The 26534-nt window shown below is 39.2% G+C and carries 22 protein-coding genes, 1 rRNA gene, 1 pseudogene and 1 riboswitch; of the genes and pseudogenes, 17 read left to right on the plus strand and 7 right to left on the minus strand.

All coding sequences use genetic code 11. The features are described 5' to 3' along the window. The first annotated feature begins 48 nt into the window (after window positions 1-48). The 11 genes and pseudogenes from M3610_RS18900 to M3610_RS18950 all read left to right on the plus strand — a co-directional run bounded on the left by M3610_RS18900 (window position 49) and on the right by M3610_RS18950 (window position 14923). A complete protein-coding gene (locus M3610_RS18900) occupies window positions 49-1665 on the plus strand; it encodes an ATP-binding protein (RefSeq protein ID WP_251461381.1) in 1617 nt (538 codons plus the stop codon). A 251-nt stretch (window positions 1666-1916) separates the two neighbouring features. Beyond that, window positions 1917-2767 (plus strand): annotated as a pseudogene (locus tag M3610_RS18905) (ABC transporter transmembrane domain-containing protein); the annotation flags it as partial. A gap of 34 nt (window positions 2768-2801) precedes the next feature. Continuing rightward, on the plus strand, window positions 2802-3476 hold the full coding sequence (locus M3610_RS18910) for a response regulator transcription factor (RefSeq protein WP_251461383.1): 675 nt from the start codon (window positions 2802-2804) through the stop codon (window positions 3474-3476). Then, on the plus strand, window positions 3473-4510 hold the full coding sequence (locus tag M3610_RS18915) for a sensor histidine kinase (protein WP_251461385.1): 1038 nt from the start codon (window positions 3473-3475) through the stop codon (window positions 4508-4510). The genes M3610_RS18910 and M3610_RS18915 overlap by 4 nt, the downstream gene beginning before the upstream one ends. A 213-nt stretch (window positions 4511-4723) precedes the next feature. Beyond that, window positions 4724-6916, plus strand: a complete 2193-nt coding sequence (locus M3610_RS18920; protein ID WP_396953658.1) for an alpha-galactosidase — start codon at window positions 4724-4726, stop codon at window positions 6914-6916. A 245-nt stretch (window positions 6917-7161) separates the two neighbouring features. Further along, window positions 7162-7725, plus strand: a complete 564-nt coding sequence (locus M3610_RS18925; RefSeq protein ID WP_098570968.1) for a glycerol-3-phosphate responsive antiterminator — start codon at window positions 7162-7164, stop codon at window positions 7723-7725. Between the two features lie 354 nt (window positions 7726-8079). Next, window positions 8080-8904 (plus strand): MIP/aquaporin family protein, encoded by an 825-nt coding sequence (locus M3610_RS18930; protein ID WP_098570967.1) that lies wholly within the window; start codon window positions 8080-8082, stop codon window positions 8902-8904. A 25-nt stretch (window positions 8905-8929) separates the two neighbouring features. Further along, window positions 8930-10420, plus strand: a complete 1491-nt coding sequence (glpK, locus tag M3610_RS18935; RefSeq protein ID WP_098570966.1) for a glycerol kinase GlpK — start codon at window positions 8930-8932, stop codon at window positions 10418-10420. Window positions 10421-10561: 141 nt separating this feature from the next. Next, the gene (locus M3610_RS18940; protein WP_251461420.1) at window positions 10562-12208 is read left to right on the plus strand and encodes a glycerol-3-phosphate dehydrogenase/oxidase; all 1647 of its coding nucleotides are present in this window, start codon (window positions 10562-10564) and stop codon (window positions 12206-12208) included. A 248-nt stretch (window positions 12209-12456) separates the two neighbouring features. Beyond that, window positions 12457-13839, plus strand: a complete 1383-nt coding sequence (locus M3610_RS18945; protein ID WP_251461387.1) for an L-cystine transporter — start codon at window positions 12457-12459, stop codon at window positions 13837-13839. 238 nt (window positions 13840-14077) lie between these two features. Continuing rightward, entirely contained in the window at window positions 14078-14923 is an 846-nt protein-coding gene (locus M3610_RS18950; RefSeq protein ID WP_251461389.1) for a VOC family protein, read from the plus strand. A 69-nt stretch (window positions 14924-14992) separates the two neighbouring features. On the opposite strand, the gene M3610_RS18955 is transcribed toward M3610_RS18950, so the two are convergent. Next, a complete protein-coding gene (locus M3610_RS18955) occupies window positions 14993-15145 on the minus strand; it encodes a DUF3934 family protein (RefSeq protein WP_251461390.1) in 153 nt (50 codons plus the stop codon). 100 nt (window positions 15146-15245) lie between these two features. Beyond that, a complete protein-coding gene (locus M3610_RS18960) occupies window positions 15246-15479 on the minus strand; it encodes a hypothetical protein (protein WP_098570962.1) in 234 nt (77 codons plus the stop codon). Window positions 15480-15671: 192 nt separating this feature from the next. Between M3610_RS18960 and M3610_RS18965 the strand changes: the two genes are divergently transcribed. Further along, window positions 15672-16229 (plus strand): DinB family protein, encoded by a 558-nt coding sequence (locus M3610_RS18965; protein WP_098570961.1) that lies wholly within the window; start codon window positions 15672-15674, stop codon window positions 16227-16229. Between the two features lie 20 nt (window positions 16230-16249). Further along, the gene (locus M3610_RS18970; protein WP_251461392.1) at window positions 16250-17005 is read left to right on the plus strand and encodes an NRDE family protein; all 756 of its coding nucleotides are present in this window, start codon (window positions 16250-16252) and stop codon (window positions 17003-17005) included. Window positions 17006-17055: 50 nt separating this feature from the next. Here M3610_RS18970 and M3610_RS18975 read toward each other — a convergent pair whose 3' ends face one another. The 3 genes from M3610_RS18975 to M3610_RS18985 form a co-directional block, all read right to left on the minus strand. Next, window positions 17056-17886 carry a metal-dependent hydrolase gene (locus tag M3610_RS18975; protein ID WP_251461394.1) on the minus strand — a complete coding sequence of 277 codons (831 nt, stop codon included), beginning with the start codon at window positions 17884-17886 and terminating at the stop codon, window positions 17056-17058. A gap of 78 nt (window positions 17887-17964) precedes the next feature. Continuing rightward, the gene (locus tag M3610_RS18980) at window positions 17965-19110 is read right to left on the minus strand and encodes a glycosyltransferase family 4 protein (protein WP_251461396.1); all 1146 of its coding nucleotides are present in this window, start codon (window positions 19108-19110) and stop codon (window positions 17965-17967) included. Between the two features lie 23 nt (window positions 19111-19133). Continuing rightward, window positions 19134-19661, minus strand: a complete 528-nt coding sequence (locus M3610_RS18985) for a phosphatase PAP2 family protein (RefSeq protein WP_180229936.1) — start codon at window positions 19659-19661, stop codon at window positions 19134-19136. 474 nt (window positions 19662-20135) lie between these two features. Here M3610_RS18985 and M3610_RS18990 point away from each other — a divergent pair, with 474 nt between their 5' ends. The 3 genes from M3610_RS18990 (at window position 20136) to add (ending at window position 23695) form a co-directional block, all read left to right on the plus strand. Further along, window positions 20136-21320, plus strand: a complete 1185-nt coding sequence (locus tag M3610_RS18990) for an ABC transporter substrate-binding protein (RefSeq protein ID WP_251461399.1) — start codon at window positions 20136-20138, stop codon at window positions 21318-21320. Between the two features lie 234 nt (window positions 21321-21554). Continuing rightward, a complete protein-coding gene (locus tag M3610_RS18995) occupies window positions 21555-22445 on the plus strand; it encodes an acyl-ACP desaturase (RefSeq protein ID WP_098570956.1) in 891 nt (296 codons plus the stop codon). 90 nt (window positions 22446-22535) lie between these two features. Beyond that, window positions 22536-22636, plus strand: a riboswitch (purine riboswitch). Between the two features lie 60 nt (window positions 22637-22696). Continuing rightward, on the plus strand, window positions 22697-23695 hold the full coding sequence (add, locus tag M3610_RS19000) for an adenosine deaminase (protein ID WP_251461400.1): 999 nt from the start codon (window positions 22697-22699) through the stop codon (window positions 23693-23695). 242 nt (window positions 23696-23937) lie between these two features. Here add and M3610_RS19005 read toward each other — a convergent pair whose 3' ends face one another. Continuing rightward, the gene (locus M3610_RS19005; protein WP_251461403.1) at window positions 23938-24750 is read right to left on the minus strand and encodes a Cof-type HAD-IIB family hydrolase; all 813 of its coding nucleotides are present in this window, start codon (window positions 24748-24750) and stop codon (window positions 23938-23940) included. Between the two features lie 196 nt (window positions 24751-24946). Then, a complete protein-coding gene (locus M3610_RS19010) occupies window positions 24947-25912 on the minus strand; it encodes a LacI family DNA-binding transcriptional regulator (protein ID WP_251461404.1) in 966 nt (321 codons plus the stop codon). 509 nt (window positions 25913-26421) lie between these two features. Between M3610_RS19010 and M3610_RS19015 the strand changes: the two genes are divergently transcribed. After that, a 16S ribosomal RNA gene (locus M3610_RS19015) occupies window positions 26422-26534 on the plus strand; the annotation flags it as partial.

Genomic DNA, 26534 nt, shown 5'->3' on the forward strand with positions numbered 1-26534 from the left:
TAAGATAAAAGGGATTATTCGAAAATAGTTAGATTGGGTGGAAGCTTAATGATCCTGTTAGACTATATTTTTAATCTTGCAATTTTTTCACTTCTGGTTAGTACACCTTTAGTCACTTCCTCATTCTTTAAGCATAAATCATTTAAACTTGCTCGCTTCTGGACGTCTGTATATGCGGGGGTGGTTTCCGTACTTCTCGTTATACTGTCATTCCAGCAGCAAGGCTATTCATACGATATCAGATATGCCCCTGTTATACTCATGTTTGTGTATCTCGGGCCACTCGCAGGATTATTAACTGGACTGTTTTCATTACTTGCAAGGCTGTGGACAGGCGGACAATGGGATCCAGTTCTAACTGGCTGGGGATTGTTGATGTTGGGTTTCTCAATTATATACTTCTATACTAAATACTTAACGGTTATCAAAAAAATCATCATATTTTTTGCTGGCTATTGTGTGATTTATGGGATTACGGTCTTTACTTTTAAGATATTTATTGATAACCCTATCTTTCATTTACAATATCTGTTATTTGTGATGTTAGGGGTTATCATTGGCGCTTTACTCATTGAGTCTTATGAAAAGCTGCATAGATTAAATAATAGGTTAACAGATATGTATAAACTAGTAGAGGCAAGTGAATCAAAGTACCGTCTTATTGCTGAGAATACATCAGACCTTATCCTAGTTTTGAATGATGAACAGTCAGTGATTTACTTGTCTCCTTCACATGAAAGTGTTTTAGGATATCAGGGCTGGGAGATAGAAAGATTGGAAAAGTACCATTTAATCCATAGGGACGAAGTTGAATTATTTAAAAATACAATAAAATGGATGTTGGATAATAAAGAGATCCAATCCATTGAATTTCGAATGAGGCACAAGGATGGAAGATGGATTGAAGTTGAGTCACGCTGTGTGCCCGTCTTGGGAGAAGATGGAGCAGTTGAAAATATCGTCATTATAAGCAGAGATATTTCGGAACGTAAACAGGCAGAAGAAATACTACTGCGCTCGGAGAAACTATCGATTGTCGGGGAGTTAGCGGCAGGGGTCGCCCATGAAATAAGAAATCCGCTTACTACCATAAAAGGCTTCATGCAACTTTATAAAAGAGGGGGCAGTTCGATTGATGATTTGCTTCTTAGTGAATTAAATCGGATTGAAACCATTACCAGCCAACTGCTAACTTTAGGAAAACCGCAAGCAGTTCAATTAGACCGGACGAATATTCTTGAATTAATTAAAGATACGCTTGAACTTCTAGCCCCTGAGGCATTGATGAGTAATATCCAGATAAAGCTGGATTTTGAGGAATCATCCTACTATATTACCTGTGAGAAAAATCAATTAAAGCAGGTCTTCCTAAATATCTTAAAGAATGCTATGGAAGCAATGAAGGAAGGGGGAGAAATTCTCGTCCGCCTTCGCAAGGGGCCAGATGATGAATGTATTATTTCTATTCAGGATCAGGGATGCGGGATCCCTGAAGAATTACTTCCTCGATTAGGAGAACCATTTTATACATTAAAAGAAAAAGGAACAGGCCTTGGCCTAATGATTAGCCATAAAATCATAAAACAACACCATGGCAGCATTACATTTAGCAGTAAAGAAAAAGCAGGAACCAACGTTGAAATAAAATTTCCGTCGGCCAGTTGAGACAATTGGGTGTTAAGAATGGGGTGTCATGGGGTGTCAATGGGGTGTCAATGGGGTGTCAGGCACCACCCGTGGACAAATGTCCACGAGTGGTGCCTGACACCTTTTTAATGTTCATATTCAATTCATATAATTTTTGTATAATTTAGTTTGTAATAGTGAATGAAAGAGGAAGTATGTGATCGATAGAGGGGATGTAAAGAAATATGTCAGATGTGAAGAACGAGAGGGGATGGCGTCAGTTTATTCGATTGGTTCAACATACCAAGCCATCTAAATTGCTCTTGGGTATCGCACTTATATTAAGTGTAGGAACCACCTTGGTGGGGCTGTTTGTCCCATTGTTCACTAAAATCTTATCAATGATTTTTCTCTTAGCTCATTAAGCACTGGAAGAATCATTCTTCTCGTTTGCGCTCTCGTCATTCAAGCCGTTGCGAGCGGGATATCCATCTATATATTAAATCAAATCGGACAATCGGTTGTGGCAGGGATTCGAGACCGCTTGTGGAAGAAACTGCTCCTCTTACCAATACCATTTTATGATGAAAATCAAACAGGAGACACGGTCAGCCGAATGACGAATGATACAGCAGTGGTAAAAGGATTAATTACCGACCATCTCGCCAATTTTCTATCAGGGACCATTTCCATCATTGGTTCGATTATTGTCTTACTGCTCTTGGATTGGAAAATGGCTTTGTTAATGTTTATTGCCCTGCCGCTTGCGGCGGTTATTTTAATGACACTTGGCAGAAAAATGCATCAGGTGTCCAAAGGGATGCAAACCGAAACAGCACAGTTTACCTCCGTCATTCAGCAAGTATTATCTGAAATACGCCTCGTCAAAGCTTCGAATGCGGAGGAAGTTGAATATCAGCATGGTAAAAATGGTATTACGAAGTTGTTTCAATATGGGTTGAAAGAAGCAAAAATTCAAGCGCTGATTTCTCCATTGATTGGTTTAGTAATCATGGTATTACTAGTCGTCATTCTAGGATTTGGTGGAATGAGAGTATCTTCAGGTGCATTGATGGCGGGTGATTTAGTTGCTTTTATCATGTATCTTTTTCAAATCGTTATGCCAATGGGGCAATTCAACGAACCTGCTCAATAGATGGAAAGGATGAGGAGCGATGACAAAATTATTAATTGTCGACGATGACGCTAATATTCGCGAACTTGTGCTTCTTTTTTTGAAAAAAGAGGGATTCGAACTGTACGAAGCATCAGATGGGATGAAGGCGTTAGAGTTGATGGGAAAATTAAAAATTGATTTAGCGATTATTGATATTATGATGCCGAATATGGATGGCTGGGAATTGTGCCGAGAGATTCGGGAGTTTAGTGATATGCCAATCTTAATGTTAACCGCCAAAGGTGAAACTTCACAAAAGGTAAAGGGATTTGAACTTGGGGCCGATGATTATCTAGTGAAACCTTTTGATCCAGTCGAATTAACGGCCCGAGTCAAAGCTGTATTGAAGCGGTATAAAATAACGGTCTCACAAACGATAACTATTAATGACTTTATGCTGAATCGCAAAACACATGAAATTTCTTTTAAGAATAAAGAAATTACCATTCCGTTGAAAGAATTTGAACTGTTGTTTAAATTAGCAAGCTATCCTGGAAAGACCTTTTCAAGAGAGGTATTAATTGAAGATATTTGGGGTTACGACTATGAGGGAGACGAGCGAACGGTCGATGTGCATATTAAAAGGATAAGGGAGAGGTTCTCAGAAGAAGAATTCCCGTTTCGAATTCAGACGATTCGGGGATTAGGTTACCGGTTTGAGGTAAAACCATGAAGGTCAAACGGTTTTTCCTGCATTTATTCGGGGTCTGTTTCTTCATTGTATTTGTTTCGTTGGGCTTTTCCGCAGGTTATTTCATCGTCTCCGGAATCTATCGCTTATTCCATCTTCATACATCTGATTATCTTCGTCATATGGCGGAGGTTGTCAGTAGTTTATTAACGATGGCGTTTGTGGGGCTTCTTATTAGTTTATTTACGAACTCCAAGCGTCACAATCTCTTTCATGAAATACTTGATGCCTTAAGCAGGATTGCCAAAGGCGATTTTAATGTATACCTCGATTTAAAGGTTGGAAGAGAAAATCAATTTACGAAACTGATTGACCATATCAATCATATGGCTAAGCAATTAAAACAGTTGGAAGAGATGCGGCAGGAGTTTATTTCCAATGTCTCTCATGAAATTCAGTCACCATTGACGTCAATAATGGGCTTTGCCCAAGCCCTTCAATACGATCAGCTAACAAAAGAAGAGAGAAACCATTATCTCAGTATCATTGAAACGGAAAGTAGAAGGCTCTCGAAATTAAGTGATAATCTCATGAAATTAACTTCGTTAGAATCCAAGCATCATCCCTTTGATCGGCATAGTTATCGATTAGATCAGCAAATACGGACGATTATTTTAGCCTGTGAACCGCTTTGGCTGGAAAAGGGTCTGGAATTGGATGTTTCAATGGAGAAGGCAATCATCATTGCAGATGAAGATTTGATGAGTCAGGTTTGGACGAATCTCTTTCACAATAGTATTAAATTTACACCAAGCCAGGGGATGATTCGTGTCCATCTCGAAAAAGTGGATGACAAAACGATTGTGAAAATATCAGATACGGGGATTGGCATCTCGAAAAAAGACCAGATTCATGTATTTGAACGATTCTACAAAGCCGATAAGGCAAGAGACCGGTCAAAAGGAGGCAGTGGGTTAGGGCTCTCCATCGTCAAAAAAATCATCGAAATGCACGAAGGAACCATCCTTGTTGAAAGCGAAGAGGGGAAGGGAACCACCTTTACAATTACATTATAATGAGTGTTAATTATGAGTGTTAGTAATGAGTGTTAATTATGGGTGTTAGTAAAAGGTGTCAGGCACCGCTCGTGGACAAATGTCCACGAACGGTGCCTGACACCTTTTTTACACCTCTTTTTCATAAATTGTTCTGTTAGGCATATGGCAAATCATATTTATTGTAAGATAAGTAATTTTGGCTATTTAGCGAATATGGAGGAGTGAGTGCGGGTGCCAATTGATTGGGATGAAAAGGCTGGGATTTTTCATATGTACAATAACAAGATTAGTTATTTGATTCAAATTGTTCACGGTAAATATCCTGCCCATTTGTATTGGGGCAAGAGGGTTCATGCGCTCCAGCCGTCTTCCATTCTAGCATTTAAACGCAGGCCTTTTTCGCCGACGACGGAACCTGATTTTCTGCAATTTTCACTTGATACGCTGCCACAGGAATACCCTGCTTTTGGGAACGGGGATTTTCGTTCTCCGGCTTATCAAATCCGCTCAGCTGACGGGACTACAGTAACGGAATTTGTCTATGATTCTCATGAAATTTTTCAAGGAAAACATCCACTTAAGGGATTGCCTGCTGCGTATGTCGAGGATAAATCTGAAGCTGAAACATTAGTGCTAACAATGGTAGATGCCATGCTTGGGGTCGGGATGAATCTTCATTATACAATTTATCGTGATTTTGATGTGATAACAAGATCGGTCTCCTTTGAGCACTTTGGGAGCCTTGATGTGGAGATACATAAATGTATGAGTATGTCAGTGGACATTCATCGGTCAAATTGGGATTGGATTCACCTTTATGGAACATGGGGGCGAGAGCGTCACATTGAAAGGAGGCGGCTTAACCACGGAATTCAAATGATTTCATCAGCTCGAGGTGCAAGCAGCCATCAGCATAATCCGTTTGTTGCGCTCCTTGCGAAAGACACCAACGAAGAGCAAGGAGATGTGTATGGGATCAGTTTGGTCTATAGCGGGAATTTTCAAGCTTCCATCGAAGTCGATCCATTTCAAACTTCTAGACTCAGCATCGGCATAAACCCTTTTGATTTTACATGGGTGCTGGAGCCGGGGGAAACGTTTCAGACTCCTGAAGCTCTAATGGTGTATTCCTCGGAAGGACTTGGAGGAATGTCCAGGACTTTTCATAAAATACTGAGGGAAAGAGTTTGCCGTGGCGTATACCGTGACAAAACACGTCCAATTCTCATTAATAACTGGGAAGCCACCTATTTCAATTTTAATGAAAAAAAACTTTTCGACCTTGCGGATGCAGCAAAAGAATTAGGAATCGAACTGTTTGTACTAGACGATGGATGGTTTGGGCATCGTGACAATGATAAAAGTTCGTTGGGTGATTGGTTTGTTTTTAAGAAAAAACTTCCGAATGGTTTAGATGGATTGGCTGATTATATCCGAAAAAAGGGGCTGCAATTTGGGATATGGGTCGAGCCGGAAATGGTCTCTCCGGATAGTGATTTGTATCGTAAACATCCTGATTGGTGTATCCATGTGCCAGGAAGGAACCGGACACAGTCTAGAAATCAATTAATTCTTGATTTAAGCAGGGAAGACGTATGTAATTTTTTAATCGAAACGCTCATTCGTGTATTTAGCAGTGCTAACATTTCCTATGTCAAATGGGATATGAATCGAAATATGACTGAAGTGGGTTCGGCTTTACTGCCGCCTCATAAGCAAAAAGAAACAGCACACCGTTACATGCTTGGCTTGTATCGAATCCTAGAAAAACTGACCAAACGATTTCCGCAGATCTTATTTGAAAGCTGTTCCGGTGGTGGCGGCCGCTTTGATCCTGGCATGCTCTATTACATGCCGCAAACCTGGACGAGTGATGATACAGATGCTGTTGAACGGCTTAAGATTCAATACGGAACAAGCCTCATTTATCCTGCGATTACCATGGGGGCACATGTATCAGATGTGCCGAATCATCAAGTGGGAAGAATTACACCGCTCTTAATGAGATGCCATGTGGCAATGGCGGCAAATTTGGGCTTCGAATTAAATATCGACAAACTAAGTAATGATGATAAGAAGGTTGTAATGGAGCAAATCAAACGATATCATCAAATCAAGGATATTGTCTGTTTTGGGGACTTATACAGGCTGTTAAGTCCGTTTGATGGAATGGATCCAGCTTGGATGTATGTGTCACCGAACCAGGAAAGGGCTGTAGTTTTTTACTATAAAACTTTGGCAACACCAAATCCGCCATTTTTCCGGCTGAAGTTGCGCGGGCTAAAGTCGTGTGAGATTTATAGAGTAAATAGGGGAGAACAGGAATATGCGGGCGATGAGTTAATGAAAATTGGATTACAGCTGCCACTGATAAATAGAGATTTTTATTCGAGTGTTTACCACATTGAAGCGTTTGAAAAGTAATCAAATAAAAAATATAGAAAATATCATAGCCAGGCTTAGAGACTTGGAGAAAGCCATAAAAACAAATGGGAATGATACATTACTATTCCTATGCGTTTTTATGGCTTTTTTGTTTGCATGACTAAACCCATTGAGAATGAAGTCTGGGAGGGTCTAGATTAGTATTTTCTGTAAAGACTAGTATAGAAGTAAAAAAGTATTATAAAATGGTGAGAAGAGACTGAAGGTGAGAGGTGAACAATGGGATGAGTTTTTTTGGACAAAAGGTGTTACCGGCAATTCGAAAAATAGAAGATTTCGAAAAAATGATGTCAAGGAACTATGAATATATTGTAATTTTAGACATACATGTTTCCAGACTGAAACCCATTTTTCAAATGGCTCAGGCCAACCATAAAAAGTTAATCATTCACATGGATTTAGTTCATGGATTGAAGAGTGATGAATACTCAACAGAATATATCTGTCAGGAATTTAAACCATTTGGCCTGATTTCTACTAAAGGAAGCGTGATTCTTAAAGCGAGACAAAAAGGTGTAAAATCGATTCAGCGTATGTTTCTACTAGATACTAGCTCGATCGAAAAGAGTTTTGCGTTAATCGAACGGACAAATCCGGATTATATAGAAGTTTTACCGGGAATTATGCCAAAAATAATTAAAGATATCCGGAATCGTACGAATAAAGAAGTTTTTGCTGGAGGATTAATAGATACCATTGAAGAAGTAGAACAAGCCTATGAAGCGGGAGCAATTACGATAACAACATCCAATAAAGAATTATGGAAATATTTCGAACCGAAAAATTAGGATGAAACTAACAGTTTCACTGGCCCTAGTATATTCATAGAAATAAAGCTTAAAAGCGTAAAGACATTATTTGTATGCCTTTACGTTTTTTTAAGTAGTTTGATTGTTGATTGTCATCAAGGTAAGAATGAAAAAAATACTGGATGCTAGAAAGATGTGTATTGTTTATGAATCTAGTTGACAACGCTTTCAATCTACCTTTATAATATTAACTAAGTTGATAATATGTGAAGAAGATTTTAGAGACTCACGGAAATACCCCATTTTTACGGGGGATTTTCTGTGCGTCTTTTTTCGTTTTATTCACAACAAGTTCCAAGGTAAAGATGTTTTTTTTAAAAGAGGAGGTTAATTATGACAGCTTTTTGGGGTGAATTAATTGGCACGGCAATTTTAATTACATTAGGCGCTGGCGTGTGCGCAGGAGTGAATCTGAAGAAAACGCTCTCTAATGGCAGTGGTTGGATTGTTATTACCTTTGGATGGGGGTTTGCGGTAGCAGTTGCTGCCTACTCAGTGGGTAAATTTAGTGGTGCACATCTAAATCCTGCATTAACAGTTGCGTTAGCATTTACCGGCGATCTTCCGTGGAAAGAGGTCCCAACTTATATTTTCGGTCAAGTGATTGGAGCAATAATTGGAGCAACAATTATTTATTTTCAATATCTTCCACATTGGAAAGTGACAGAAGATCAAGGGGCAAAATTAGGAACATTTGCAACAGGTCCTGCTATTCCTCATACTTTTGCAAACTTAATTAGTGAAATTATTGGTACATTTATTCTTGTTTTAGGAATCTTAGCGATCGGTGCAAATAAATTTGCAGATGGACTAAATCCACTCGTGGTAGGCTTCCTTATTGTTAGTATCGGTTTGAGTCTTGGGGGAACAACAGGATATGCGATCAATCCCGCCCGTGACTTTGGTCCAAGGTTAGCACATGCCCTTCTTCCAATTCCGGGAAAAGGAAGTTCTAATTGGGGATATTCATGGATACCCATTGTAGGCCCAATCCTTGGAGGAAGTTTGGGAGGATTATTTTATAAAGCTGCCTTTCTCGGTAAAACAGAAATGAGTCTTTGGTTTATAATAGGGGCAATTGTAGTAGTTCTTGCAATCGCTTCTGTAATGGGAAAGAAACCTCAGGAAACGGTCCGAGTAGAAAAAGTCAGTGCATAATTTTAATTAAAGGGAGAGTTTAGATATGGAAAAATACATTTTATCATTAGATCAAGGTACAACAAGTTCACGGGCTATTCTTTTTAATAAAGAAGGAAAGATTGTCCAAGTCGCTCAGCAGGAATTTCAACAATTCTTCCCTCAACCAGGATGGGTAGAACATAATGCAATTGAAATTTGGGGTTCGATCCTAGCGGTAATGGCTTCTTGTTTGGCCGGGGCTAATGTAAAACCAGAACAAGTGGCTGGAATCGGTATTACAAACCAACGGGAAACAGCCGTTGTCTGGGATAAAAAAACTGGCCAACCGATATATCATGCCATTGTTTGGCAATCCCGCCAAACAGCAGCGATTTGTGAAGAATTGAAAGCAAAAGGATATGATCAATTATTCAGGGATAAAACAGGCCTTTTAATTGATGCTTATTTCTCTGGAACAAAAGTGAAATGGATTCTTGAAAATGTAGAAGGTGCAAGAGAAAAAGCAGAGCGTGGAGAACTGCTATTTGGAACGATTGATACATGGCTTATTTGGAAACTATCTGGTGGAAAAGCCCATGTAACAGATTACTCCAATGCATCGAGAACATTGATGTACAATATTCATGACCTTAAATGGGATGAAGAGTTATTAGAAATTTTGTCAGTTCCTGCTTCAATGCTTCCGGAAGTACGCCCATCTTCAGAAGTATATGCTGAGACAGTTGATTACCATTTCTTTGGCTGTAATGTGCCAATTGCCGGAGTTGCGGGTGACCAGCAAGCAGCGTTATTCGGTCAAGCATGCTATGATAAAGGAATGGCGAAAAATACTTATGGAACTGGCTGCTTTATGTTAATGAATACCGGAGAACAAGCAGTAAAATCAGAGAACGGTCTGTTAACAACAATTGCATGGGGTATTAACGGAAAAGTAGAATATGCACTTGAAGGAAGTATCTTTGTTGCTGGGTCCGCCATCCAATGGCTTCGTGATGGGCTTCGTATGTTTAGAAATGCTGAAGAGAGCGAAAAATTTGCTGCGAGCGTAAAATCAACAGATGGTGTATATGTAGTTCCAGCCTTTGTTGGGTTAGGAACACCTTATTGGGATAGTGATGTACGTGGTTCGGTTTTTGGCTTAACTCGTGGTACCACCAAAGAACACTTTATTCGCGCAACGATAGAATCCCTTGCATATCAAACAAAGGATGTCTTAACTTCAATGGAGGCGGATTCAGGTATTTCGCTTAAAACTTTGCGTGTAGACGGCGGCGCTGTTGCCAATAACTTCTTAATGCAATTCCAAAGCGATGTATTAGATGTACCAGTGGAGCGTCCAGAAGTAAGAGAAACTACAGCATTAGGAGCTGCTTATTTAGCAGGATTAGCGGTGGGTTATTGGGAAAGCCAAGAAGAAATCGCTGCTCAATGGAATATGGATAAAGCATTTACACCAGATATGGCTGAAGAGGATCGAAACAATTTATATACAGGTTGGAAAAAGGCTGTAAACGCAGCTAGGGCTTTTAAATAATCGTAATGTATGGTAAGCTATACTTAAGTTAATATTTTGGCGGGAGAAACGCGAGAGGCCACAACAAAGCAATGGATTTTATACCATTGTGATTGTTGTGGCCTCTTTTTTTTATCCCCATTGGAGGTAATCATTGTGCAAATGTTAAAATTTTCAAGTTCAAATAGAAACACAATTCTAAAGGAAATGGTCACAGAAGAATTTGATGTACTTGTCATCGGTGGAGGAATAACAGGCGCTGGAATCGCATTAGATGCCGTAACAAGGGGGATGAAAACGGCATTAGTAGAAATGCAGGATTTTGCTGCTGGGACATCTAGCCGATCAACGAAACTTGTTCACGGTGGTCTCAGGTATTTAAAACAATTCGAAGTGAAGATGGTCGCGGAAGTGGGGAAGGAACGAGCGATTGTTTATGAAAATGGCCCGCATGTAACGACACCAGAATGGATGCTCCTGCCAATGCATAAAGGTGGAACGTTTGGGAAATTCAGTACATCAATTGGACTACGAGTCTATGACTTTTTAGCAGACGTAAAAAAAAGTGAACGAAGAAAAATGCTTTCTCCGGATGATACCATTCAGAAAGAGCCGCTGATTAAAAGAGAGGGCTTAAAAGGCGGCGGTTATTATGTGGAATATCGTACTGATGACGCCCGGTTGACCATCGAAGTTATAAAAGAAGCGGTGGCGCATGGTGCCAAAGCAGTAAATTATTCAAAAGTAATCGAGTTTATTTATCAAGATGGTAAGGTAATTGGTGCTAGAGTTGAGGATCTATTAACTGGTACCGTTCATGATATTTACGCAAAACGCATCATAAATGCCACTGGCCCTTGGGTTGATTCCCTCCGCGACAAAGATAAGTCGTTAGCTGGAAAAAAACTGCGGCTGACAAAAGGGGTCCATTTGGTAATTGATCAGTCGAGATTTCCCCTAAAACAAGCTGTGTATTTTGATACAGCTGATGGCCGCATGGTTTTTGCCATTCCAAGGGATGGGAAAACGTATGTGGGGACAACAGACACCTATTATGGAAACGATCCGATTTATCCAAAAATGACGGAGGCTGACAGAGAGTACATTCTTAATGCCATTCGTTATATGTTTCCAACTGTTTCCATTAAGGCAGAGGATATTGAATCTAGCTGGGCAGGGGTAAGACCGCTTATTTATGAAGAAGGCAAGGATCCCTCTGAAATTTCGCGAAAAGATGAAATATGGGTTTCGAATTCCGGGCTGATTACCATCGCAGGCGGGAAGCTGACGGGATACAGAAAAATGGCGGAAACGGTGGTGGACTTGATCGCAAAACAGAGCGGCCATTTTCAAGCCTGCCAAACGAAACATTTACCTATATCCGGTGGTCATGTTGATGGGGCTAGTAACTTTGCTTCCTTTGTTGAAAAAAAGGAAAAAGATGGGGAGTTAAGAGGATTTACAAAGGAACAATATCGCAAATTAGTTCATCGCTATGGTTCCAATATTGATCGGATTTTTGACATTGCGAAAAGGTATGACCCCAATAACAAGTTTGGTTTGCCGGTTGAGGTGTTTGTTCAAATTGTTTATTCGTTAGAGGATGAAATGACAGTAAAACCAGTCGACTTTTTTATCCGTCGAACAGGAGCTTTATTTTTTGATATTCACTGGGTAGTAGAATGGAAAGATGCCATTCTCGACTATATGGAAAATGCGCTTGGATGGACGGTGGAGGAGAAGACCCGATTCAAGGAAGAATTAGAAGCAGCCTTAAAGGATGCAATCCATCCGATTCCGAATGAATGATGTGAGTTATTCTCGCAGTGCATTCCCAATGTAAACCTAATTTTTGGAGGAATGTAAAACTAATCAAACGTTTGATTAAATAAGTGACGGGCTTGGAATATAAGGAAAAGTCCTAACATATTATTTACCATATCAAACGTTTGATAGTTATATTTCGTGGCAGGTATATGGTGACGACCATAATTCCGACTTAATTCATTGGAATATCTGGATTACAATTTTTCCGAATTTGAAGGAGGATGGATAGTATGAATTTCTTGCTGATCCTCGTCAATGTAGCTGTTCTGTTATTACTCATGTTTGGATTATTTACGATGCAAAAGAAGCATGTTTCTTTTTCCAAACGTGTTTTTAGTGCGTTAGGTTTAGGTATTATCTTTGGTTTTCTCATTCATCTTATTTATGGCACGACACATGAAGTAACAACAGGTTCCATCGATTGGTTTAACATTGTCGGGAATGGCTATGTGAAACTACTACAAATGGTAGTTATGCCACTGATCTTTGTCTCCATTGTCGGTGCCTTTACAAAGTTAAAGTTAACGAAAAATATTGGGAAAATTAGTTTCCTTGTCATCGGCATCCTGCTTGCAACGACTGCCGTTTCTGCGGCGATTGGAATTGGCTCTGCATTGGGATTTGGTCTTGATGGTGTGCAGTTAACTGAAGGAGAAGCGGAAGCAGCGCGTAATGCCCAGTTAGAGGAACGAGTTACTGGAATAGAAAATATGACTCTCCCACAACAAATCATTGAGTTAATCCCAAGCAATCCATTTCAGGATTTAACAGGAGCGCGCGCGACTTCTACGATTGCGGTTGTTATTTTTTCTGTGTTTATTGGCATCGCTTATCTTGGAGTTAAACGCAAAGACCCAGAAACAGGAGAATTTTTTGCTAAAATCATTGATACGATCTATTCCGTTGTCATGAGGGTAGTCACACTAATCTTACGTCTAACCCCATATGGAATTCTTGCCATCATCACAAGGGTAACAGCAACAAGTGACTATGCGGCGATTGCGAAATTAGGTAAGTTTGTGATTGCCTCCTATGTGGCGCTCATTTTGGTGTTCATTGTTCATTTACTACTATTATCCTTTGCCAAACTAAGTCCTGTAAATTATGTGAAAAAAGGACTGCCGACCTTGACCTTTGCCTTTACGTCACGGACTAGTGCAGGAACCTTGCCAATGACCATTAAAACGCAAACGAAAGACTTTGGTGTGTCAGAAGGGATTGCAAACTTTGCCGGCTCGTTTGGACTGACTATTGGTCAAAATGGATGTGCAGGTGTTTATCCAGCAATGTTAGCTGTGATGGTTGCACCGGCCGCTGGAGTGGATCCAACGAGTATATCCTTTATCTTAACTCTCATTCTTGTGGTCGCGATTAGTTCCTTTGGTGTAGCTGGTGTAGGTGGCGGTGCCACCTTCGCGGCATTAATCGTTTTATCTGTCATGAACCTTCCAATTGCGATTGTTGGTTTGCTCATCTCAGTGGAACCGCTTATTGACATGGGAAGGACAGCATTAAACGTTAGCGGTGCAATGACATCTGGTATATTAACCAGTAAAGCAACAGGTGAATTTGAAAACGAAGTCTATAAACAGCCGGACATTGTAGAAGCATAAAAAAACAAGAAACAAAGGTTTAGGGCTTTTTCGCATAGCGGAAGAGTCCTTTTTTTGCAGCATAGAAATGGATTGTTTTTTTATTTTATCTCTATTTTTAAATACTTGAATTCAAGATAAATTCGAAGTACACTGTAATCATAGGTGATTGGATTCGAATGAATGGTACGTATGATAACCATACTTAAATTAAAGACAAATTTCTTATACAACTGATTGACGAAAGGATGAGGAGAAAATGGATCAATTTCATCAAGCTCCAAATATATATGTCGGAGAGGTCAATATTAAGGTAAAAAATCTCGATTATTCACTTATTTTTTATCAAAATATTATGGGGTTTCAAGTGTTGGAAAAATCAGAGCGTAAAGCGGTCTTAACGACCGATGGAAAAAAGCCATTACTAACGCTAGAGCAGCCAAAGGAGGTTGTGGTGAAAACAGGTCGTACGTCCGGCCTGTATCACTTTGCCATTTTACTGCCATCACGAGCAGATTTAGCGGTCTTTTTACGACACATGGTCCAAACTGGATATCCGCTCGGTGCCGCAGACCATTATGTAAGTGAGGCGTTATACCTTAATGATCCGGACGGCAATGGGATTGAAGTGTACCGGGACCGCCCTTCTTCAGAATGGAAATGGAACAACGGTTTAGTCGAAATGGCCACCGAAGAGCTTGATGGCAATGGAATTATTGCAGAAAGTGAGGCGGAATGGAGCGGTTTACCAGCAGGTACACTCATGGGCCACATTCACCTTCATGTCAGCAATTTGCAAAAAGCCGAGGAGTTTTATACAAAAGGGCTGGGTTTTGAGGTAGTTAGTTACTATCCAAAAGCGGCATTCCTATCAACAGGTAGATATCATCATCATATTGCCATCAATACTTGGCAGGGAGAAGGGGCTGCCACTCCCCCGAAAAACAGTGTAGGGTTAAATTGGTACACGCTCGTTTTCCCTGATACGACAGCAAGAGAGGAAGCCTTGAACCAACTAAAACAAATAGATGCTCCAATTACGAAAGAAGCCGAATACTATGTAACCGAAGATCCTGCAGGAAACCAAATCCGTTTAATATTATAAAACAGTAATGGGTGTCAGGCACCACCCGTGGACATTTGTCCACGAGTGGTGCCTGACACCCATTTATTGTTACTGTTTTTCGTCTGTTTCTTTGGCTCTTTTTACGCCCTTGCTGACATATGGTTTGGCGCTTTTGGCTTTTTTGACTCCAGCCTGCCAACGAGTCCAGCCCTTTTTGCCGGTTCCTCGACCGGTCCCGCCTTTCCCTTTTGCACTACCCATTTAACCACTCCATTACTCATGTACGTACATCCAACCGTGTTGGTTAGATTAACAAGTTTAACACAATTCACCCGAGATTTCCCCTTGAAATATTCGTTTGTTAATGAGTGAAAAATCCTAAGGCGTATTTAATTCCTTCTTCAATATTGCTTGTTTCATATCCCGCTAAGTCTTCATGGGTTACTTCTAACTTTGTTCTTACTAAGGAATAGCCGCTGTCTAGTTCGATATCCAGGAGTACTTCATATCCTAAGGCGTTTTGAGTTATTTCAATAATGTCATATTCGCGAATCGCTGTCCCTGTTTCGTATTCGAATGGTTCTAATTCAGACATGAGAACAATACCTCCAAATGTATTTGGTTCTAGCTATTATTATTTCCAGAGTTGTGAATAACCTTCGTGAGTAGGATCATTTTCTTTTTAGCAATTTCAGCCTATTAAAGGATTGCCTCTATGCTAAAAGGAATTACTAAGAAGATGGCGAATTAGAATGAGTGGTTTATTTTCCTATACGGAGGTAATAACATGGATTTGGATACATTATATATAATCGATCAAAAAGATAGTTTAGGGTTGGAGTTCAGTAAATTGGTGTCGATGATGAATTATACAAGGTACACTACGATTGAAACGGTAAAGGGACTTACTGTGGAAGAGTTAGACTTCCTTTTTGATGAGGAGGCAAATTCAATCGGAATGCTGTTGGCTCATTTGGCTGCGGTCGAAAAGGCTTATCAAGTTGAAACGTTTGAAAATCGTGATCTAAATGAGAAAGAGCTAAGCATTTTACTTCCCGCGCTAGACTTAGGAAGTCTTGGGAGAGAAATGATTAAAGGCAATAGCATTGATCATTACTTGGAGCAAATGGGCGAAGCACGGAATGCAACCATCGAAATGTTTAAAACGCTTCCTGATGAATGGTTATATGAACAAACGCCGTTTTGGCATGATCGCCATGCGAATAATTTCTTTAAATGGTTCCATGTGTTTGAAGATGAACTGAGTCATAGAGGTCAGATTCGTCTAATCAGAAAAATGCTTAATAAACGTAAACAAACGCTGAAAAAAGCCGTGGATAATTGAATAGAGGGCTGTGATTTCTAATGTGTTTAATACTTTTTGCTTATCAAGTCCATCCAATCTACAAGCTCATTGTGGCAGCAAACCGAGATGAATTCCTAGGGAGACCTACTTCCCCGGTACATTTCTGGGAAGACCAGCCTGACATCCTGGCCGGAAGGGATTTAGAAAAAAAGGGTACCTGGATGGGGGTTACAACAGGTGGGCGGTTTGCGGCGTTGACCAATTATCGTGACCCAAAGGAAGCAACGGATGGAAAGCGCTCACGGGGTGAATTGGTTACTGAAGCCTTGAAACACAAGGGAAATCTAAAGGCTTATATGGAAGACCTTGGAGGACGAAAGGACCTGTATCCAGGCTATAACTTATTGGCCGGTGATGGAAATGAACTATTTTATTTTTCAAATAAAGGGCATGAACTGAAAAAGATTGTTCCTGGGATTTATGGTGTCAGCAATCACTTACTAAATACTGACTGGCCAAAGGTTCAAAAAGGAAAGGAAGGATTGGCCAAAATTATCAATGGAGAAGAGGATGGACTAGTATCGGAACTTTTGAACATGCTTCAAAATACAGACCAAGCACCGGACGAACTTCTTCCACACACTGGAGTTTCATTAGAATGGGAAAGAAGGCTTTCGCCATTGTTTATAAAAAGTGAGAACTACGGGACCAGGAGTTCAACCGTCATGTTGATGTCGGACAAAGTAATTCACTACGTGGAGCGAGTCTTCGCTATGGAGGGTATAAGTGAACAGAAATTTATGGTGAAATTGTAAAATTGGGTGTCAGGCACCGTAGAAAGGCACCGTTTAAAACGGTGCCTTCCTCATGAGAATTCCTTATCCACTAAGACTTCAGACCAAAGACTCTGATCGAAAACTTTTTCCTCTCCATATGCCAGTGTAATCACGGTTGTTTTTGAATAATCCTTTAATAGTTCTTTTAATTCCTTATCTTTATCAATCATAAAGTCTACAACTGGAAAAGCCTTTAACAATTGAGTTAATGATTCAGGAGAGGCTGCTGTTTCATTTGTTGGAAAGGTATGACTAGGAATCACATATTTAACATTCAATAGTTTTTTAACAGCGTATGATGCTTCTCTCGGCCCCATTGTAAAATGGCCAGATGAGGAGAGGATTGCAATGTCAGGCTCATACACATCTTGAATTAATTTCATATCGTACATCAATGCCGTATCGCCTGAATGGTAAACCGTATAATCATCCTTAAAATCAAAAATATAACCTGCCGCCTCACCGGCATAGACGGGAGGACCTTGGGTTTCTCCATAGGAAGAGGTATGTTTTGCCTGGACCATCGTGACAGATACATCTTCAAAGGAAACGGAACCTCCCAGATTAATAGGAAGCACATTCTTCATTCCTTGCTTCAGAAGGATAAGTGCTAACTCATATTGGGCCACAATCATAACATCGGGTTTGTGCTCAACCAACTTCGTAAGTCCGCTAGTATGATCGAAATGGCCGTGGGTTAGAAATACACAATCAATGGATTGGTAGAAATCAGCCGTATCTAAATGCGGTGGAAAGCCGGGATTTAAATCAAAAAAAGGATCAATGAGATACTTTTTTTCTGTTTTACTTTTTAAAACATACATGGCATGCCCAAGCCGTGATATTTTCAGCAGAAACACCTCCAAAACTCTAAATTAGCACATCTTAATCCATTTTATTTTTTTACGTTGGTATTAAGAACTTGGTATGAGATTTTCTCATGAGATAAATTCCTGTCGATTTTGTTCATCGATAACATTTGTGTAATGCCAAATAAGATCTTCAAAAATCTGATCCCATCTCTGTGTCAATGCATAATCCCTTCCTGCGCTTCCCATTTGTTCACGTAGTCCGTCATTCCTCAAAAGCTTAATAATCGCATCGCTAAATTCCAGTGCATTACCAGGTCTACATAAATACCCCGTAACTCCGGCTTTAATGATATTCTTAACACCCCCAGCTTTCGCACCTATAACAGGTGTTCCACTAGCAAGGGACTCTAAAACAACATTTCCAAATGTCTCTGTGGGTGAAGGGAAAACGAATAAATCAGATGCTGAATAGACTTCTGCCAAGCATCTCCCAGTTAAGAATCCAGTAAAGGTCATATATCCTGCAGCTTGTGCTTCCAATTCCTTTCGTAATGGACCGTCCCCAACAATTAACCAATGTATTTTCTCTTTTATTTCAGCTGGGAGTGATTTAGCGATAGTTAATAGTGTCCTTATATCCTTTTCAGGGGCTAATCTGCCTACATATGTAAGCAGATATCTTTCTTCTATAGAGTAAAGGTTACGAACTGCATTTTTATCATAATGAGGGTGAAAAAGCTGGCAATCTACGCCTCTTGGCCAAATTTCTAAATTTGAAAATCCATGGTGCTTTAATTGTAGGTGGGTTTCAAGTGAGGGAACGAAGAGTTTTTTACAGGTTTGATGAAACCAGTGCATGTAATTCCAATGAATCTTTGAAAGAAAATGAAGGTGATAATGGTGTAAATAATCTTCAAAATTGGTGTGATAGGAACCGACAAGCGGTATGTTTAATTTCTTTGCAAAATAAACACCACAAAGGCCGATATTAAAAGGAGTGGAAACATGAATTAGATCTGGAGAGAAAGCTTTTAATTCCGATTGAATATGAAGAAGGTTTGGAAAAGCCAAGCGGCATTCTGGGTATAAGAAAAAAGATAGGCTTTTAAAAAGATGGATATTAGTAGAATGATATTCATTGGAATATGAGCGAGGTGCAAAAATCTTAAAGGCAATGCCTTGGGCCTCTAAATAATTAGTTAACCGTTTAAGTGTCCTGGCAACCCCGTTGATATCAGGATGAAAGGTATCTGTGAAAATGGCAATTTTCATAAAATCCCTCCTTATCGTAATCCTCATAACCACAATAAACAGAAGCAAAGGCTCCCCGTAAGTGAACCGAGTATCCCCCCAGCAATTACATCAGAAGGATAGTGAAGGCCTAAGTAAATTCTGGATATGCCCACAAAAAGCCCTAAAGGGATCAAGATAAAGGAAAGGTGAGGTATGAATAAGACATATGGAATGATAACGGAAAAAATGGCAGTGGTATGTCCCGATGGAAAAGAATGATCTTGTAATGGATTTTCAGGGACCTTTGTTTTTTCTATGATTAAATAGGGTCTTTTTCGGGGAAACAGCAGTTTTACAAAGTGTACAGGTATGTGACTTGCGGATAAAGCAAGTGCACTGGCTATGGCAATCAACCTAGCCTCCCGCGGCGAAAACATGATGAGAAGTAAAGTTGCAGCAATCGTAAATCTTGCCCCACCAAGGTGCGTCACCATGCGGAAAAAAAGATTTAATACACTTTTATCAAAATGACGATTCACCTGCTGAAATAATCGGCATTCGAAGCCATAAAACAATTGTAATATTCTCATCAATGCCCATTCCCCTTTATAAAGTATTCATTATCAACCAATCATTTGCTTTGCTTTACTTAATTGTATATGGGAATGATAAGATTTTTTCTTAATTTAATGTTAAATGAGTGTAAAGGATTTGTAATGATTAGAAAATCCTCTGATTTAAATAATTTTCCAGGAAAAAAATGTTTTTGTAATGAAATTAGGGAGGGATTCTCTTTTCTTTTTTAATATAATTCTTTCAATAATTAGATGGCTCTTTTAAATAGATATATCATAGAATCAGTATTGTAAGCGTTACCATATAATCTGATAAGTCGTAAGTTTCAGAAATATTTAAATAAATAGAATAATATACTAGACGAAAGAGATTAATTGTACTAAAATAATATTTAATAAATCACCTAGACAATCCAATCGTTGTTCATGTTAGATAATCTATCAATCTACGATGTGATTTGTCAGAAAAAATAGAAAAAAGGGGTCCTTATGATGAAAAAGAATTGGGCAAAAATGTTTATGGCCTCCACTTTATTGGCGGGAGTGCTTGCAGGGTGTTCTGGAGCAAAAGAAAGTTCAAATTCAGGCGGCGATAGTAAAACCATTAAAGTTGGTGTAAACCTAGAGTTATCCGGTGGGGTTGCTTCTTACGGGGAGTCACTTGAAAACGGAATTGATATTGCAGTTGATGAAATCAACAAAAAGGGCGGAATAAAGGGCAAAAAGATCGAGCTTGTTAAAGTAGATAACAAGTCAGAGGCTGCTGAAGCTACAAACGGTGCGATTAAGTTAACCAGCCAAGACAAAGTAACAGCGATTATTGGTGCAGCAACAAGCGGTAACACCGTAGCACAGGCACAAATCGCAAATGATACGAAAACAATCCTATTAACTCCATCAGGGACAAGCCCGAACGTAACTGTAGCGGATAATGGAAAATTAAACGAATACGTTTTCCGTACATCATTTATTGATCCATTCCAAGGAATTGTAGCTGCTAATTTTGCTTCAAAGGAATTGAAATTAAATAATGCGGCAATCTTTGCAGATAGTGCCAGCGATTATGCTAAAGGTTTAGCAGCGTCATTTAAAGAAACTTACGAAAAGGCAGGCGGCAAGGTTGTTGCTGAGGAAGCTTATGTTGCAAAAGATACAGACTTCCGTGCGACATTAACTCGTATTAAGGCTAAAAATCCACAATTCATCTTTATTCCTGGATACTATGAAGAAGTTGGATTAATTGTAAAACAAGCTCGTGAATTAGGAATCACTGTTCCGTTAATGGGTGCAGATGGCTGGGATTCACCGAAGTTAGTTGAGTTAGCTGGAGCTGGCGCGTTAAATAATACATTTATCACAAACCATTACACATCTGGAGATCCAGATGAAACAATCCAAAAGTTTGTAACGACATATAAAGAAAAGTTCAATGGAGAATCTCCTAATGCATTTAATGCACTTGGCTATGATACTGTCTATCTATTAGCTGATGCGATCGAGCGTGCGGGTGGTACAGATACAACTAAGATTAAAGAAGCTTTAGAGAAAACAAAAGATTTATCTAGGATTACTGGTACGATTACGATTGATAAAGACCACAATCCAGTTAAATCAGCAACTGTCTTAGAATATAAAGATGGTAAACAAGTATTTAACACAAAAGTAAATCCGTAAGACCAAAAAGTGAAATGGAAGGACGATCCCTTCTGTTTCACTTTTTTTATTTATTGGTTAGATTCAGAATAGTTGTGATACAATCGGATTTAGCATTAGGTACTAATATCAGGTATTTATTAATAGACGGCCAAATAATTCGCGAATTTTAAAAAGGGCATAAATGGACCATTTTCGCCTTTTAAGAATGTTTGTACGGGAAACTAACGAAATTTACAATTACGGAGGATTATGATGTTAACAAATGATTTAGACTTTCGATTGGAGCCTAAACTTATAGATTTATATGAAGAACATAAAAAGCGATCTGAAAAAATAGATTGGGGTTATCATGACTACTTACCGTGGGATAAGGCAATGGATTTCAGGCGTGTTCCCTGGGATGAAAGTCAGGTCACACTGCCCGCGTCGATTATAACGGCGGTTGAAACCGCCCTTTTAACCGAAGTAAACTTGCCATGGTTTACTTCGCATCTAGATCAAACATTTAAGGGTTCATTATCGGTTATAAAAGATTTTGTCCATACTTGGACAGCAGAGGAAGACCAGCATTCAAACCTGATTGAAACGTATTTATTAATTACTCGTAATGTAGACCCGAAGCGGCTCCACCACTTACACAAACAAACCGTTGAGAATGGCTGGAACCCTGATTATCACACGCCGTTTGAAACCATGGTATATACCTCGTTACAAGAACTGGCAACGATGGTTTTTTACTATAACGTTGCGAAAGTAGCTGGTTCACATGATAAAGATTTAGCTAGTCTGCTCCGCCGTCTTGCAAAAGATGAAACGTTGCATTATGCCTTTTATCGAGATGTGATTAAATTTCATCTCCAATTGGAACCTAATTACTGTTATCATTTAGGACATGTTATTAAGAACTTTCAAATGCCTGGTACAGTAATGCCTGATTTCGAAGATCGCATGGCGATTATTGCAAAAGAGGCAAACTACGGTCCATTGGAATATTTCGATCAAGTTCTAGATGTGATTGTTGATTATTGGGAGTTGGAAAAATTAAGACCGATTGCACCAGAAGCCGAAAAAGCTAGACTGGACATTTTAAAATACCACGCCCGGTTGAAAAAAGTACGAGATCGTTTTTATAAAAATAAATAAGGTACGTCCGAATGGAAAGGAAAATATATCCGGTTCAATCAAAGGTATAAAGGGTTGACAATAAAAATAGAATTTATTATTCTTTAGCAATAGTAATTTAATAAATACTTTCGTATAACTCCAATGATATGGTTTGGAGGTCTCTACCAGGAACCTATAAATTCCTGATTACGAAGAAGATACATGAATTTGTATTTTCTTCGTAATCAGGAATTTTTTTTATTTTCTTAACAATTAGGAGGTAATTATCGATGAATTTTGCAACTTTACCTAAAATAGAACTTCACTGCCATTTAGATGGCAGTCTTAGACCGGAAACCATCCTTGATATTGCAAAGAGAGATGGAATCAGTCTGCCTTCGATGAATAGGGACGATATTCTAAAAGAACTCATCGCTCCATTAGAATGCGAATCCCTTGATGAATATTTAGAGAAATTTTCTATACCTAATTTAGTTATGCAGTCAGAGGAAAATCTTAGAAGGATCACCTTTGAACTTTTTGAGGATGCAGCCCGTGAAAATGTGAAATACATGGAGGTAAGATTTGCTCCGTTACTTCATACAGCAGGGGGATTAGACGTTGAAGAGATCATCCAAGCGGTCTTAACTGGAATAAAGGAGGCTGAAAAGCAATATGAGATAAAGGGGAACTTGATTCTTTCTTGCATGAGGACAATGTCTGCTTCCCGTGCTTTTGAGGTTGTAGAGAAGGGAAGGAGATTCCTTGGCGAAGGTGTAGTTGCAATTGATTTATGTGCATCGGAAGAGGAAGGGTTTTGTGGGAAATTCGTAGAACCGATTGCCTTAGCTAGAGAATATGGTTATCGAGTAACCATCCATGCAGGTGAAACGGGCGTAGGGAAAAACGTATTAGAGGCAGTTGAACTTTTGGGAGCAGAGAGAATTGGCCATGGTGTATTTATAAAGGACTGTGGTGAGGCATATAACATCGTGAAAGAAAAGCAAGTTGTGCTCGAAATGTGTCCAACAAGTAATGTGCAAACAAAAGCAGTAAACCAGTTTAGCGATCATCCCATTTATCAATTTCATAAAGATGGAGTCAAGGTAACTGTTAATACAGACAACCGAACTGTTTCAGATACTACCATGGCAAATGAATGTGACATCGTATTTAAAGAATTTAATATAAGCGAAAATGACTATAAGCAAATTTACCTAACTAGTGTGGAAGCAAGCTTTGCCGACTGCGAAATAAAAGAAATGCTGAAGAAGTATATAACTGGATGAAAAGAAGAATGAAGGGTGTCAGGCACCATGTTCACATGGTGCCTGACACCCTTTTTGTCTTTTTTAAGTAAACTTGAAGATTGTGATGCTAGATAGGGTTCCTAGAGATGATTTTACTTCTTATAAAATCAATCGCAAAGGAGATAATAGAATGAAAATTTTATTAGTAGGGGACGATTTGCGTCTGACAGACGTTAATTAAATGAAGGTCTAACATTTTAAGAACCATCCTTCTTCAATGGTTATATTGCTTCGTTTACATATTCCGCGGCTGCGTCTTTTTCTAAAAGGCCGACGTGGATGAGACCATTGAGAATCCCGTGTTTAGAAGATGTTGTGGTAATTAGATCGGCTGCGGCCTTTGCTTCAGGAACCCCATTGCCCATGGCGATCCCCGTACCAATCATGGATAACATCTCCGAATCATTTAAACCGTCGCCGAATGCAAAACAGTTCTCGTGATTGATATCTACGAATTCAAGCAGTTTGCGAATACCAACCGCTTTTGAGGCCCCTTTTGGCAGGAAATCATAAGCATAATCATGCCACTTGACGAAGTCTAAATCAGGAAAATGGTCGACGTATTGATATTTGTCCTCGTGGTTGCAGTAAAGATGTCCCTGAAATATTGGCCGATTTATATAAAATGAATTGTCAACTATAGGATAAGGCATCATTAATGAATCGAAACTCGATTCAATAAAGGGATGGTTTTCTTTGCTGACTTTAAAATCATCGTGGCTGCAGTAGGCAAGGGCATGGCCGTTGATTGCTGTCAAAGTGGAAATCGACTGAAGCAGCTCAGGATTAATTGGATTGGCATAAATTTCTTGTCCTTCATATACAACATATTGTCCGTTCATGGAAATGAAAGAACTAATATTCAATTCTTTTTGAATCCAAGAAAACATCTTCGGCACACGACCAGTGGCAATTACCGTGTGCACTCCTTTTTCCTGAAGTAAACGAACGGCTTTTTTTGTGGAATCTGGAATCACTTTATCCTCGTTAAGTAATGTACCGTCAATATCAAAAAACACCATAGGTTGTTTCATTTTCTATCCCTCCATTTAATCACATCAGGTCGTTACGCTCAGGGAATACTGATAACGCCGACCTAATGTTGTGAGTTCTTGCAAAAACAGAATAGTTTATGAAACGCGTTTCAGGTCAAGGGGATTGAAAAAATAATTTCTGTTTTTTTATTAGGTACGGAGAGTGAAGAAGATAGAAACAATCAATTCGCGAGAATCAAACGGTATTCCGTTCAATTAATGTTACGGGGATTTCGTCTTGGGAAATCTCCTCATATTTGTGGATTCCTTGTAAAAATAGTTTCCTGCCCATCTCCTCAAGTGGAATTTCAATCGTTGTGATACTCATCGTTTTTGCGATAGGTTGATTGTTGAACCCGATAAGTGCAAGATTATCTGGTATAGTAACACCTAGATTTTTTGCACAGGTAACAATCCCAGCTGCAACATCATCGCTTGTCACCAATAAGGCTGTTGGTGGTTGGGGCATCTTTCTAATCTGCTCCACTACCTTTTCTCCATCCTCGAATTGGAGACAATCCTCAAAAATATAGGAAGGATTATAGGATAAACGATTGGTTTCTAAAAAATCCTTATACGCTAATTCTCTGTTTTTACTATTAGTACCTGATTTACGCCCAATGCAATAACCAATTTTTTCGTGACCTTTTTGATAGAGGTAATCTAATGCAAATAGGAAACTTTTATAGTGATCCACAAATGTGGAGGATACTTTTTTTCCTCTGGTATCCTCGCATAAAATGATTGGTCCAAAAGGCAAATACGTTTCAATTTGGCTCCATGTGGATATTCTCGAGCAAATAATTAACGCATCAATCTGCTTTTGTTTTAACGTTTGTAATGCATCTAATTCTCGGCTTTCCACGTAGTTAGTCTGAAATATAACCAAATTGTAATTGTGCTTTAACGCTTCGTTTGCGATTCCTTTCATTAATAGGGCAAAGTAAAGGTGATCGATAAAAGGAACTACCACACCTACAAGAAAAGTCTTGCCCGTACTTAAATTGACGGCATTAATATTTTGTTGGTAATTACTACGCTTAATCGCCTCTAAAACGGCATTCCTTTTTTCGTCACTTACATACGGATGATTATTCAACACCCGAGAAACAGTGGTTACAGAAACGCCTGCCATCTTTGCCAAATCTTTAATATTTGTCATTCCATTACCTTCCTAAGCGGTGCCTGACACCATGTAAACTGCATGGCGATCCCGCGTTTTCTGTTCAATTTATAATGTTATATTATAACCGAAGTGTATTAAAGAATCAGCGATGCACTAGAGCTGAGGCAATGGTTTAATGATGGAATAGTTATCTTAAGAAAGAAAATAATATATTTTGTAGAATAATAGTTGACTTTAAAGATACATGATAGTAATATAGTAAATCTGATGAGGGAACAGTATATGAAACTTAGATATTTCTTAGAAATATAATCCTTCATCAGTTGACAAAAGTTAATGTGGTTGATATGATAGATCTCGCTGATTCAGAAAAAATATTATTTAAAAATAATGTTTGACTTTCTGGTGATGAGATGATAAACTATAAACCTGTCACAAAATAGTTCTTTGAAAACTAAACAAAGCAGAAACGTCAACAAAATTTTATTAGTGAATCTTTCAAAAAAAGTGAAGCTAAGCCAACGTAACAATTGAGCTAATCAACTTTCTTGGAGAGTTTGATCCTGGCTCAGGACGAACGCTGGCGGCGTGCCTAATACATGCAAGTCGAGCGAGACTCTTCGGAGTCTAGCGGCGGACGGGTGAGTAACACGTGGGC

This window comes from Neobacillus sp. MER 74, assembly GCF_023714155.1.